The sequence below is a fragment of the Tardiphaga sp. P4_G1 genome, assembly GCF_056401215.1.
The window spans coordinates 294,240-307,405 of record NZ_JBFUJU010000006.1; the positions used below are offsets into that span (position 1 = coordinate 294,240).

Sequence of the window (13,166 nt, forward strand, 5' to 3'; positions counted from 1 at the left end):
TCTCACAACTCCATACTGTCATTCGGGTCGAGCGAGACCTGGCGAGCGATGCCACGCATCTGCTGGTGCAGGATGCGAGCCTGACGGGCTGCATCGTCCGACTCGTCGTCGAGCGCAGCGGCGAACTCTTCCGCAGGCCTCGGATCAGTCGCCTCCTTGGCAATGGCGACATGGTCGGGAAGCTCGGGTTCGCGACGCAAGCCGCTATTGGCGGCATCCTGTTCCGCCTTCTGAATCTCACCAAGCAACACGGCGTCCGGTGCCTGCGGCGTTAGAGCTGACCACCCATCCGTCCGTGACGACCGGCCAGACTTCGCCGGATCGGGCGGCGTCAGCACCCGTTCGGTGAAACGGTGATCCTCGTAATAGCGAGCTTTCTTCGCCCGGATCGGGGGCGTGCCGGCAACCATGACGATCTCGTCAGTGGGCGGGAGCTGCATCACCTCGCCCGGCGTGAGCAGCGGCCTTGCCGTCTCCTGCCGCGAGACCATGAGGTGACCAAGCCACGGATTCAGCCTGTGACCAGCATAGTTCTTCATGGCGCGCATCTCGGTTGCTGTCCTCAGCGCATCGGAGACACGCTTCGCCGTGCGCTCGTCGTTGGTGGCAAAGCTGACGCGGACATGGCAGTTGTCGAGGATCGCGTTGTTGGGCCCGTAGGCTTTCTCGATCTGGTTCAGCGACTGCGCGATCAGGAAGCTTTTGATGTCGTAACCTGCCATGAAGGCCAGCGCGGATTCTAAGAAGTCGAGCCGGCCGAGCGCGAGCCGGGTGCCGAGATCGACTTCCATTTGCCGGGCGAGATCGCGCGTGAAAGCTTTGAGATCGGTCATCCAGCGGCGTCCTCGGGCGAGACGATGAAACGGAAATGATGCCGGTCGTCCTTGCAGCGATCTGCAAAGGCCGCGTCGTCAGTGCGGTCATGACCGGCATCGAACATCACCGCCTTCTCGCTGTTACGGGTGACGCCGTCGCGCTTCAGATAGGACAGATGAGCGGTCAGCGGCGCGGAACGAAACGAACGGCCCTGATGGCGGACGACGCGCGCCTTCACCACCACGCGCCGCGCCGGGCTAAACAGGCGGTTGCGGCCAAAACTGATCCGGCCGCGCCCGAAGGTCGAGCGCCCGTAGCTTGAGGAGCGCTTCCCCGCAGCCGCAAGACTGGAGGTGGGACCGGACTTCTTCGCCGCGCGCAGCACCTGGTTGATGAAGCTCTTGGGCTTTGCCGCTCGCGTGCCGCGGATGCGGCCAGGCCGGATGCGTAAATCGCTGTCGCCTACGCTCACAGCAATCGCTCCACGGGCAAGGAATGGGGAGCAGTGCCGAAAACACTTTTGAATTCATTAGCGAAAGCATCAGGCGCGGCACGCGCCCCGACCGACCGGCACGGCCGAACCCAAGCCATTCCAATGGCTTGCGGTTCGGCCGGCGAGCCACTTTTATCTCGCCGTCCCGCTGTCGTGCCTCCCCACTGCTCTCGCCTTCCCAGCCATTCTATCCCGGAGCACGCCATGGCACGCCAGACTGCACATCCTGTCATTGCAGGTCTCCCGCGCTGGATCGAGCAACAAACAAGCTGCGCGCTTGCGGCACGAGCGCAGAGATATTGCGCGTCGGATCGCTCGGCGGAACGCGGTCCGATCGCCGTTCAGCCGACACACGATCGACAGCGGTTGCGCGTTCGGATTGCCCGATGAACAGTGGCGCCTCGGTCCATGACTTCGCGTGAACGACTGCGACGGAGAGCGGACTGGCGAGTTCGGCGCCACCGAACAGGGGAGCAAGCGTTGCCGCATAAGCGCGGGTCTCGGCCGGCAATGGACGGCCCGCGAGATACTGTTCGTAGCGGCCTGGTCCCGCATTATACGCCGCAAGGAAACCGGGCGAGCCATAGCGGTCGTGTAGTTCGTGGAGATACGCTGCGCCTGCCAGAATGTTGTCGCGCGGATCGTATGGATTGTCGCCAATGCGATGACGTATGCGCAGGTCTGCCCAGGTCTCGGGCATAATCTGCATCAACCCCATCGCGCCTTTTGGCGATCTTGCCCGCGCGTCACCGGCACTTTCGACGGTCATCACGGCGCGTATCCAATGCACCGGTACGGCGTAGCGGCGTGAGGCCTCTTCGATCAGGTTCGCAAACGAGCCGACAGACCGTGCGCTCGCCGAATGCTTGGCTGATGCGCTGCCAGTTTGTGCGGCATTCAGCGGCACAATCGCAAACGACAACGCCATCACGGCGGTACAAGCTACCGTCCCCAAACGGCTTGCGGCCGCCCTGGACCGCCGCTGCGCGCGCCGGCGTTGCGAATTCTGGTCGGGACGGAGGAATGGTGCAGCGTTTGGTCGAACAGAGGAATGGCAGATCGAGCAAGGAAGATACGCACGCTCACTTCTCCCCAGTCCACACCGGGAGTGCACGGCCGATGACGGCAGATGCCGCGATCGGCCCGAAATACCGACCGTCCAGCGAGTCCTTGGACTGCCGGTTCATGAGAAAGAGTTCGTCCTCGCCGACAACACGACAGCCGTGCCAGACCGGCAGCGGTCGGCCGTGGCTGTCTCGCTCGCGCACCTCACCCATGTCGATCTTATCGATCGAGATAGTGTGCCCGCTTCTGCAAACCGTTTGCCCCGGGAGTGCCAGCACGCGCTTCAGCATGGGAATGCCGACCGGCAGATAGCCGTTCAGGTCAAGAAAGGTCGCCAGCGGCTCAGGCGGCTTGATGGCGACGAGTTCGGTGACAAACAGTCTGTCTGCAGGCTGCAAGCGATAGAGGCCAAGCGGCACACTTTCGGAAGCATTCCACACATAGAGGGGAACCGGCTCCGCGACGACCGGGGCAACGAGAACGGTGATCCCAACAAACATGACTGCGAGCACCGAGAACCGGCCATTCATGGTGCGATCCTCTGCCGGTGAAGCCAGGCCTGGTGACGCGATTTAGTGTAGGTCCGTGGAGCTTCGTTGACGGACAAGCGGTTATGGACGTGATGCCAATAATCAGGTGCAGCGTTCGCGGGATCGATGCTGAGCGCTTCGATCGCATCGATCAGTTGCAGCACCCGCTCGACCTTGGGCCAGCCCGACAGCCGCAACAGAATCTCGCCGCCGGGTTTCACATAGGGCACCGTGGTGCAACGCTGACCGGCCGCGACTGCCCGCAAGATGTCGATCCGCGAGATGACCGTGCCAAAGTCATTTGAGGTCCAGCGGACGAACGCGAAGATGCTGCCGGGTGTGAACGACACAACGCGCCGACGGCGATCTAGGATCGGCTCCGAACAGTGCCCCCACAGATGCCAGGTCCATCAGACAATTAGGATGCCGATCGCCCCCTACGATTCACAGTTGCTCGTCAACTTCGCGGCAAAAGGGGGCGATTCGTCCTATTTGTACGCCACAACTACACAGCAGCCATACCAGCGCTTTATATTTCTTTCTTGCTGGAGAAGCCTACGATCTTATTGTCTGAGACCGATGGTGGTTCGGGGCGGAGGCATGGGCGGCAAGAACGAAAAGACTCGGATCGAGGCATTTGCGTCGCCAGGTAGGGGGAAAATGCCGCGTGCCACGAAGCGCCCTCGCAAGAAACGTGGCATGCCGCCGCCAGCGACGTTCGATATCGATACGCTGCCGGGCAGCTCGAATTTGACGGCATTGGAAGCGGCCGCGGTCATCCGGCGCACGCCCGGAGCGCTGGAGCAGTGGCGGCGCGATCGGAACCATCCCCTGAAATGGCGCCATGTCGATGGTCGCCCGCTCTATCGGGTCGATGCGGTGCGCGACTATCTAGCCAGATGCGATAAAGCCACTAAGACGCCTCCGCCGCATAATGCTCGCGAAGACGACCGAGCAGCTCAGCCTTGATGGGGTCAAGTGGATTCGTCCGTTGCAGGCGCACGACCCCTCCGACCCGTTGCGCACCGACCAACTGCGCGATGTAGTCATGAGCAGCTTCGAACGCCATCTTGCGGATGATCCACTGTTCGTCGTGATTGTAGACCTGATCGATTCCGCGCGGCTTTTGCCCGACACATAACCGCTGGATTTCGTTGTCGTAGCCGCACCGTGACATAACGGTGCGCAAGCTGCGCCTCAAATCGTGCATGGTGAACCTGGCGACACCCGCTTCCTTAACCAAACGGTTCACCATCTTGGTGAAGCCCGACAACTGGCCGCCGGTCTTTGGTGACGGGAAGACGTAGTCGGACGTTGCGCGCTGGAAATGCTTCGCAGCTGTGAGCACCTCGTCAACGAGATGAGTGCGCGGCACGTCGTGATGCAGGCCCATCTTGGTCCACGCCGCATCGAAGGTGATGCGGTCATCCATGATGTGCTTTCGCCACTCAATGATGGTTGGCTCGCTGCGGCGCGGACCGCCGAGCAGGCACATGCGTGCTAATTGTCCAAAAGCCCCGAGCTTGCCGGATGCGTGCCAGACCTTGATGATCTCCTCATCCATCAGCGCGCGGCCCTTCGTTCGGCGCCCGACCCTCTGCGCACGGGTCTCTTTCGGCGCGCGATAGCCGGCAAGCACGTTGTGCTCGACGTAACCTTCGCCGACACACCACTCGAGGAATGTGTGGGTGTGCTTGCGCAAGTCCCTGGCTGCACCGCGCTTACCGGTCTTGGCGGTCTTGTCCACTGCCGCCATGATTTGCCGGCGCGTCAATTCGCCGATGGCGAGATCGAAATGATCCTTGAGACCGCGCCGCAGCGCCGACATCGCAGGCCTCCAGTTCACGACTTGGCGTCCGGTCAGGGATGTCTGATAAGGGCCGTCTTCACTGATCAAGGCCACCAGCGTAGTGCGCTGCATCTCGGCCAGTTGCCGGCGCTTGGCTTCTCGTTTGGCGTCGTTCGGATCGACCCCTGTGACCACCTCACTAGCGGCGATGGTGGCGGCCTTCCGAGCCGCCCGCTCATTGAACCTTGGCCAGGCCCCGAGGGTCTTGCGCTGAGTGCCTCTCACTCCCGGCTTGGTGAACAGGTAAACCCAGGTCCGGCCGCCCGTCGCGCGCATGCGCAGCGCCAGACCGGGCAGCTTGTCGTCGTGGAGGTAATGCTGCGCCTTGCCCGGTGGCATTGTCGTGTCGCGGATGACCGTGTCGGTCAGTGTCAAATAGTTGATCGGCTCTCCCACGGTCCCTGCCCTTCCGTCTTGTGCCCACGCGGGAATGATCGGACCGGCAAGAACCGGGTCTCAGACCTTCCCTCGACTGTGTGCCCCAAGGGAAAATTCGCGGGGGGCACAACAGGGGCACACAAGATGTGCTATGGCCCACCATGGTCAACTATGGTCACACACTACAAAAACACCATAATTAACAGGCCATTATGCAAATTTACTATGGTTAGGGCTGGTTGGCTAGGGTCTACAGATTGTGGTTCACACGGGAGAGGTCCAAGGTTCGATCCCTTGTGCGCCCACCATGTCTTCGTCGAATTCAATGACTTAACGGTCCAATTCCCTTGCGGGGTGCCCCAGAAGAGCGGGGGCACAGTGCGGCACATCGGTACGACACGGTCGCCAAAAATGACTCGGCCACCGCGCCCACCCAACTGCCGCTTTCGGGCTCAGGCAAGTCGGTGTTGTGGTCAGACTGCATTCCGACATGAATTAGCGAATGGTCAGCGTGAAGGGCGCCCGCTCTTGCCGTGCGCGTCGCGTTGCAGCCTCATGTTAAAATATCAGCGTGGATTCGCGATGCAGCCTTTCACCCTGTCCCTATGAACACTTAAGCAGACCAGCTCATGGACCCGCTCGACAGCCCCAATTCCAGGCCAGCGCATTCATCACCGCAAGGAATTGCGGCTGATCTTGTTGCGGTGCTCGTAGCCGTTACCTCGGGTGAGCCTCGTGTCCTAACGATCCAGGATCAGCGCGCCCTGCCCTCCGGGCCTTTCGAACTCGCCCATCGTTCGCTGCAATCGGGGCTGCGTGCCTGGGTCGAACGGCAGACACGGCTGCCGCTCGGTTATGTCGAACAGCTCTACACCTTTGCCGATCGCGATCGCGCTGGCACCACTGCGCAGCATGTCATCTCGATCAGCTATCTTGGCCTGACACGAGAACAACCGGCATTCGGCGCACACGAGGCCAGATGGCGCGGCTGGTATGATTACTTCCCCTGGGAGGATCATCGCGACGGCCCATCGCCGCTGATGGAAAAAGCTCTGCAGCCAGGGCTCAAAGCCTGGGCTTCTGCAGCATCCGACCGGGCGGCGCAGCGCGCTCGTCGGCAACGCGCCGCAATGCTGTTCGGTTTCGAGGAGCACGGCTGGAACGAGGAACTGGTTCTGCAGCGGTACGAACTACTATATGAGGCGAAACTGATCCCCGAGGCGACGCGCGGAAACACCTCGACATCCACGTCCACCCGTGCGGCTTCGCCGAACACGCCGGGTCATCCCATGATCCTGGACCATCGCCGGATCTTGGCCACCGGAATTGCAAGACTGAGGGCCAAGATCAAATACCATCCTGTCGTATTTGAATTGATGCCGGACACATTCACGCTGCTGCAATTGCAACGCTGTGTTGAGGCGCTGGCCGGACGGCAAGTGCACAAGCCGAATTTCCGCCGCCTGATCGAGCAGCAGGAACTTGTTGAGGAAACTGGCGAAACCAGCCAGGACACCGGCGGACGTCCGGCAAAACTCTTCCGCTTTCGCCGCGCCGTCCTTGCGGAACGCGCCATCGCCGGAACCAAACTTCCCGTCTCGGGGGCTTGACAATACTTATACTCGATTACAGTATAACATATGCTCAACGAGAGTATATGACATGCTGTCGATACCCGAACTGCGTCCTTCGGAACAACTCTATGCGAAAGTGCGCCACGCGATCCCCGCGATCGAATGGTCGATGCTGTCAGAAGATATCGACGCGATCATCGCGTTGAAGAAAAGCCGCAACGCGGTCATCCTTGCCCACAACTATCAGACACCGGACATCTTCCACGCCGTCGCGGACATTGTCGGCGACAGCCTTGCACTGGCGCGCGAAGCGATGCATGTGGAGGCCGACGTCATCGTTCTCGCCGGTGTTCACTTCATGGCCGAGACGGCCAAATTACTCAATCCGTCGAAGACCGTGCTGATTCCCGATCGCGGCGCCGGCTGCTCGCTTGCCGACTCCATCACGCCCGAGGACGTGAGGCTGCTGCGGCAGAATTATCCCGGCGTCCCGATCGTGACTTATGTGAACACCTCGGCAGCGGTGAAAGCCGAGTCGGATATCTGCTGCACCTCGGGCAATGCCAAGGCGGTGATCGAGTCGCTTGGCGTTGAACGCGTGATCATGCTGCCGGACGAATATCTGGCCAGGAACATCGCTGCCGAGACCAAGGTTAAGGTGATTACCTGGACCGGGCATTGCGAGGTACATGAGCGATTTAGCGCCGAAGAGGTGCGTCAATTGCGCGAGAACCACCCCGGTGTCGTCGTACTGGCGCACCCGGAATGCCCGCCGGACGTGCTGGCGGAGGCCGATTTTGCCGGCTCGACGGCCGCCATGTCGTCCTACGTCGCAAGCAAACGACCACCGCGGGTCGTGCTTCTGACGGAATGCTCGATGAGCGACAATGTCGCCATCCAATACCCGGACCTCGAATTCATTCGTCCGTGCAATCTTTGTCCGCACATGAAGACGATCACGCTCGGCAACATCCGTCACGCGTTGGAGACGATGCAGCATCAGGTCACGATCGACGACAGTGTCGCAGCGCGCGCACGCCTCGCGGTCGAACGAATGCTGGCCGTCACATGACAGCGTTGCACGATACGAACGGCGCTCCCGTTATCATCGGCGGCGGCATCGCCGGCCTCATGACCGCCCTGGCGCTGGCGCCGCAACCGGTGCTGCTCCTGACCGGCGCGCCACTGGGCTCGGAATCGTCGAGCGCACTCGCGCAAGGCGGTATCGCTGCCAGTATCGGGGCGGATGATAGTGCTTCGCTGCATCTGGCGGACACACTCGCCGCCGGTGATGGCTTGTGCGACGAAACCATCGCGGCCTCAATCCTCGCCGCAGCGCCCGCCGCGATCGAACAGTTGGCGCGGCTCGGCGTCATTTTCGATCGGGATGCCTGCGGCAAGATCATCCTCGGCCTCGAGGCCGCGCATTCGCGCCGCCGGATCGTCCATGCCGGGGGTGATGCAACAGGCCGGGACGTTATTCGAGCCCTGGTCCGCAAGGTCCGCGAGACGCCTGCGATCACGGTGATCGAGGGAGCCACGGCACAGGGCCTGGTCGTCGAAGACAATGCAGTGGTGGGTCTTCTCGGCCATACCGGTCGAGGACCCGTGCTCTTTGCGACCGATCGTGTCGTCATCGCGACCGGTGGCATCGGAGGTCTGTTTCTGCATGGGACAAATCCGGCTGGATCCTTTGGCCAGGGCCTCGCGCTCGCAGCACGCGCCGGCGCCGTCATGGCCGATCTTGAATTTATCCAATTCCATCCGACGGCGCTCGACAGCAAGTCCTCTCCACTGAAGCTCATCAGTGAGGCCGTACGCGGAGAAGGCGCGATCCTGGTCGATGGGAACGGCGATCGCTTCATGGCGGGTGTCCCCGGCGCCGAGCTTGCATCCCGCGATATCGTTGCACGTGCCGTCTGGCGGCACATCGCGGCGGGGCATCGGGTTTTTCTCGACGCAAGGGGCGTGAAGGGCCTCGACTTTGAGCGGCGTTTCCCGGCTATCACGGCACTTTGTCGCGACGCAGGAATCAATCCGGTTACGCAGCCGATCCCTGTCCGTCCCGCTGCGCACTACCACATGGGCGGCATACTGGTTGACCGGACCGGGCGGAGCTCCGTCGACGGTCTGTGGGCCTGCGGCGAAGCTGCCTGCACTGGCCTGCATGGCGCAAACCGGCTCGCCAGTAATTCACTCCTCGAGGCGGCCGTGTGTGGCGGCTGGGTTGCCGAGAATATTGCCGCAACGACCTCCACCCGGCGGCGGCAGCCAATGTTGCCCGGTGGAGTAACAGACAGCGACCCAAGTTTGGCGCGCCCTATTCTGTCGCGTGCCGCAGGCGTATTACGCGATGGCGAAGGCCTGCGTGCCGCCGCTCGCGCGCTCTATCCCTTCGCGATCTCGCAGCAAGCTGCAAGCGACCCCGCAATTGTCGGCCTGATGATCGTGATCGCTGCCTTGCGCCGCCAAGAAAGCCGCGGCGCGCATGCACGCACCGACTTCCCGACGCACACGAGTCTGGCACAGCGTTCGACGCTGCGCCTTGATGACGCGCTTCAAGCCGCGCGAGACGACATCCCGGAACTCGTCGCCTAACCCAAAGGATCGCCATGACGCCCTCACCGCTCCCCCATGTCATGATCGAGCCATTGGTTCGCATGGCGTTGCTTGAAGATCTCGGACGAGCCGGCGATCTCACGACCGATGCGATCGTGCCAGCCGGCCGACGCGCCACGACACTTCTTGTTGCGCGCCAGCCCGGCGTGGTGGCCGGGCTCGACCTGGCTCGACTGGCCTTTCAACTGATCGATCCCGCGATCGAGATGCATATCGAGCGCAACGACGGCGCAGTCCTGGCGCCCGGCGACGTGATCGCCACGATCACCGGCCCCGCGCGAGGTATTTTGACCGCTGAACGGGTTGCTTTGAATTTCCTGTGCCGCCTGAGCGGAATCGCGACGGCGACTGCCTCTGTGGTTGCAGCGGTCCGAGACTACCAGACGAAAATTGTCTGCACGCGCAAGACAACGCCAGGGCTGCGCGCCATCGAAAAATATGCGATCCGCGTTGGCGGTGGCAGCAATCATCGGTTCGGCCTCGACGATGCTGTGCTCATCAAGGACAATCACGTCGCCATCGCCGGCAGCGTAACCGAGGCGCTGAAGCGGGCAAGAAATGGTGTCGGCCATCTGGTCAAGATCGAACTCGAAGTCGACACGCTCGATCAGCTGCGCGAGGCGCTCGATCACGGTATAGACGCCGTGCTTCTCGACAATATGGATGCAGCGACGCTCACGGAAGCCGTTGCGATGGTCGCAGGTCGGGCAGTCACCGAAGCTTCTGGCCGCATCACACCCACGACGGCGCCACACATCGCTGCCACCGGCGTCGATCTGATCTCGATCGGCTGGCTCACCCATAGCGTCGGCGTTCTCGACATCGGGCTCGATTTCAAACGGGACGATTTGAAGATGTGAGTCAGGTTATTGATGTTGTTGCGGTCGAACTCAATATCAACAGAAAGCCTCAGCAATTATCCCGATTGCAACTTTTACCACTAGCTTCGTCGATCCCGCGCCGCGTGGCCTTCGTCCTCTAGCCAGAGTCTCTCGGGAGACCAAAAGCATCAGATCTTTTCACTGTTCCGCGGTAAAATGCACGTCCGATCGGTAAAGGCATCGTCACGTTCTAACTTCGCGTGGCAATGTTTCTCAACGCCTGAGCATTGAGAAGGACAAGTGTACGATTCTTGACCAGAACCCAGCCGCGATCGGCCCAGGTGGATATGATTTTATTTGCGCGCTCCCGCGAAATGCCCACCATCTCGCTGACGCTCTGTTGCGTCATATTCACCACAAGGGATCCATCCCTTTGCACATTCGGCTCCGCAAATTTTATGACGATATGGGCAAGACGAGCCTCCAGGCCGTGAAGAATTACCTCTTCCAGATGCTCGCTTGTCCATCTCAGGCGGGCGCATAACAAGTCAATGAACTTTGCAGCCAAAGCCGGCTCGGTTCTAACCAGGGGGATCAGATCGCGCCGCGCAATTCCCCAGATCTCACAATCGCTATTCGCTATTGCATCGGTTGTTCGGTCGAGGCCATCCAAAACAGCAATCTCACCAAATGTTTGACCGGCACTGATCAGATTTAACACCGCGCTCTTACCGTCAGGAGAGGATGCACACATCCTCACCGAGCCTTCCACAACTCCGAACAGGCACGTCCCAGGGTCTCCGCGTCGAAAAATGTAGTCTCCCCGTTCGAAGGTCTGGAAAGACGCGCGATGAAACAGCTGGGCAACCGTCTCGGGCGCGAGGTCGCTGAAGATCGCGTTCATGCGCATTGCTGCCTGACGGCTCGCTGAGCTCGCTGCCTTCGCTTTCGACACCGCGATGTTCCCTGTGCTCCGCACCGGTCCAAAATTAAGGTCTGTTTGGACGTCCGCACCGATCGAGCCGGCCAGCCCCAATCCGTACAGCCAATGGTGAGCCGGGACCTGGCGCCTTTGTGTCTCCTGTTTTCGCGATGCGCTGTACGTCCGGACGATCGCAAGCAAGCTGCGCGATCATCAATTCCGAGATCAATCGCGTCACCTGCGGAGCTGCGACACTTGTCCCATTCATCGTCACAACGGATCCGCTACGCGTACCGGCGGCAAGTAGATTCCTGTGCACTGGCGACTCGTCTCCAACTGCCGACACATCGGGGCTTCGGATGGGGGACGTGCCATCTGATGTCGCGCGCCCTCCGGCCCCCGAATACTCGCTGACGGCCTTGTCGCTGCGAAGATATGCACCCACGACGATTGCGTGCGTCCCTGTCGCCAATGCGTTGATTGTACTTTCCCTCCGGACCGGGCTGGAGCCCTTGTCATCTTGCTCCAGGCGCCCGGCAAGATCGAAGCGCACGTAATTCTCGTCTTCAAGCCGAGATTGCCGCCCTGACAACGGATAGCCAAATGGCGTGTCGCCGCGCTGAACCCAGACATCGACTGTCGTGGCTGCTCCCTTGTTTTTGAGTTCGATCAACCACGTCCCGCACGGCGCAGTCAGCGAGGGCATTGCGAGATCAGCCGTGGGCGCCATAGCAAGGAATATCTGCGATCGCTCCCCGACTGCAGTATAGTATTTCCCGAAAAACCGGAGCTGGCCTGATATGCGCCACTGCCAGTTCTGGTTAGCCCCAATCCAAGGACTGCGCTGGTTGGTCGGGGTGGTAATCCTTATGGCGATTTCGGGTTGGGACTTCTCTGTTGCCTGTTTGGGCAGCCAGAGCTCCATAAAGCTGTTGGCCTTATCGTCGGGCTGCACGCGCCACCGCAAGCGCTTGGGCGACTGGCCAGGGACTGATGCCTGAGACAGTTCGACCAAGGCATGACATCGCGCCAGATAGTGATTTCCGGCTGGCAGAACGACCCTGAGCGGTGCGGTGCGTGACGCTATCAACTGATCGATCGCAGCTTCCAGCTGTGACGTACCATCGTGCGGGCCGGCAATGGTCCCATAACTCAAATTGATGACCACAGGGATTGGCCCCGTCCCTTCGGCGGCCGAAATCTGATCCGCACGACTGAGTACATAAGAGATGGCGGCGTAGACATTCGGAGTCAGGAATGCGCCCGACGTCTCCTCTGTCACCCACTTCGGCAATTGAACTCCGATAATATAGGGAAGGCTGAGATCTTCAGGAACCGCATGCTTCGGATGGCGCCCGCAGGCGATATCCATGACATGCGTTCCGTGCTTGGCGCGGCGAGCAACCAGCTTCTGGCCGGCCAACCGATAGAACTCATCCTCATCCAGCAGTCCAGTATGCGTGCAGGACGTCAGCAGCCGATTGATCTCGTTCTCCTGCAGCTCGCGCCCCCAGCCGAAGCCCGTCGGCATGCCTGTATTTGTGTGATCATCCTGGTTCCAGAAGTACTTCACCCGTGATCGGCCATTCCGAAAGCGGAATCTCTCATGCGCGAATGCCAATCCGTCATCGATGATCGCAACAATTGCCCGCCGCGACGGCCTTGTGGCAAGCAACGGCTGCTCGATCGGGTCCGTCTTCTCGAACAGATGTGTCGTCGGCGTTCCAAGCTCGATTCGATTGATCGAGGGCAGCAGGGGCGCAAACCGTTTGGCCTCTCCGCGCGATACGTTGCCGCCAACAATTGCGGAAAGAGCCTCACGTCTCGCAATTGCCATACAGCACGTTAGATCGGCACCTCTCAGCGAGGGTGGTGCCCCCTGATAGACCGCCGGAATTCGAATGAACTGATCCAGCCCTGAGCGCACGACGGAACGGGCAAAGGCTTCCGCGGGTTCATCAAGCTCCAACAAGACCCAGAACCACTCACCCGGGAGATAACCGAACTCCGTCAGCACTGCCCATTCGAGATAAGGTGAAACCCGCTTCCGTTGTTCTGCCATAACGCACACCTCGCGAATGCGATCGCCTTACCGCCAT

The 13,166-nt window shown here is 60.9% G+C and carries 11 protein-coding genes and 1 pseudogene; 4 read left to right on the top strand and 8 right to left on the bottom strand.

Annotated elements, in window-relative coordinates; translation table 11 throughout:
• Positions 1 to 2 precede the first annotated feature (2 nt).
• From AC1DUY_RS16705 to AC1DUY_RS16730, 6 genes and pseudogenes are all read right to left on the bottom strand, one after another.
• A pseudogene (locus tag AC1DUY_RS16705) lies at positions 3 to 845 on the bottom strand (type IV secretory system conjugative DNA transfer family protein); the annotation flags it as partial.
• Positions 830 to 1,288, bottom strand: coding sequence for a hypothetical protein (locus AC1DUY_RS16710; protein ID WP_478115640.1), 459 nt, complete (start codon positions 1,286 to 1,288; stop codon positions 830 to 832). The pseudogene AC1DUY_RS16705 and the gene AC1DUY_RS16710, both read right to left, overlap by 16 nt.
• 250 nt (positions 1,289 to 1,538) lie before the next feature.
• On the bottom strand, positions 1,539 to 2,237 hold the full coding sequence (locus AC1DUY_RS16715) for a lytic transglycosylase domain-containing protein (RefSeq protein ID WP_231077727.1): 699 nt from the start codon (positions 2,235 to 2,237) through the stop codon (positions 1,539 to 1,541).
• Between the two features lie 154 nt (positions 2,238 to 2,391).
• Positions 2,392 to 2,904 (bottom strand): S26 family signal peptidase, encoded by a 513-nt coding sequence (locus AC1DUY_RS16720; protein WP_199712040.1) that lies wholly within the window; start codon positions 2,902 to 2,904, stop codon positions 2,392 to 2,394.
• Positions 2,901 to 3,302 (bottom strand): DUF2840 domain-containing protein, encoded by a 402-nt coding sequence (locus AC1DUY_RS16725; protein ID WP_231081177.1) that lies wholly within the window; start codon positions 3,300 to 3,302, stop codon positions 2,901 to 2,903. The genes AC1DUY_RS16720 and AC1DUY_RS16725 overlap by 4 nt, the downstream gene beginning before the upstream one ends.
• A 515-nt stretch (positions 3,303 to 3,817) precedes the next feature.
• Complete coding sequence (locus AC1DUY_RS16730; RefSeq protein WP_175368201.1) at positions 3,818 to 5,149, bottom strand: tyrosine-type recombinase/integrase; 1,332 nt, start codon at positions 5,147 to 5,149, stop codon at positions 3,818 to 3,820.
• Positions 5,150 to 5,760: 611 nt separating this feature from the next.
• Here AC1DUY_RS16730 and AC1DUY_RS16735 point away from each other — a divergent pair.
• The 4 genes from AC1DUY_RS16735 to nadC are packed head-to-tail and all read left to right on the top strand — an operon-like array spanning position 5,761 to position 10,184.
• Positions 5,761 to 6,741 (top strand): NUDIX hydrolase, encoded by a 981-nt coding sequence (locus AC1DUY_RS16735; protein WP_478115643.1) that lies wholly within the window; start codon positions 5,761 to 5,763, stop codon positions 6,739 to 6,741.
• Between the two features lie 52 nt (positions 6,742 to 6,793).
• Positions 6,794 to 7,777, top strand: coding sequence for a quinolinate synthase NadA (nadA, locus tag AC1DUY_RS16740; protein ID WP_478115645.1), 984 nt, complete (start codon positions 6,794 to 6,796; stop codon positions 7,775 to 7,777).
• Positions 7,774 to 9,303 (top strand): L-aspartate oxidase, encoded by a 1,530-nt coding sequence (locus AC1DUY_RS16745; RefSeq protein ID WP_478115647.1) that lies wholly within the window; start codon positions 7,774 to 7,776, stop codon positions 9,301 to 9,303. The genes nadA and AC1DUY_RS16745 overlap by 4 nt, the downstream gene beginning before the upstream one ends.
• Before the next feature lie 14 nt (positions 9,304 to 9,317).
• Positions 9,318 to 10,184, top strand: a complete 867-nt coding sequence (gene nadC / locus AC1DUY_RS16750) for a carboxylating nicotinate-nucleotide diphosphorylase (protein WP_478115649.1) — start codon at positions 9,318 to 9,320, stop codon at positions 10,182 to 10,184.
• A gap of 211 nt (positions 10,185 to 10,395) precedes the next feature.
• Here nadC and AC1DUY_RS16755 read toward each other — a convergent pair whose 3' ends face one another.
• Both AC1DUY_RS16755 and AC1DUY_RS16760 read right to left on the bottom strand, forming a co-directional pair.
• Positions 10,396 to 11,100: a Crp/Fnr family transcriptional regulator gene (locus tag AC1DUY_RS16755; protein ID WP_478115651.1), complete on the bottom strand. Its 705-nt coding sequence runs from the start codon at positions 11,098 to 11,100 to the stop codon at positions 10,396 to 10,398.
• A 34-nt stretch (positions 11,101 to 11,134) separates the two neighbouring features.
• Positions 11,135 to 13,129, bottom strand: coding sequence for a S8 family serine peptidase (locus tag AC1DUY_RS16760; protein WP_478115653.1), 1,995 nt, complete (start codon positions 13,127 to 13,129; stop codon positions 11,135 to 11,137).
• Positions 13,130 to 13,166 lie beyond the last annotated feature (37 nt).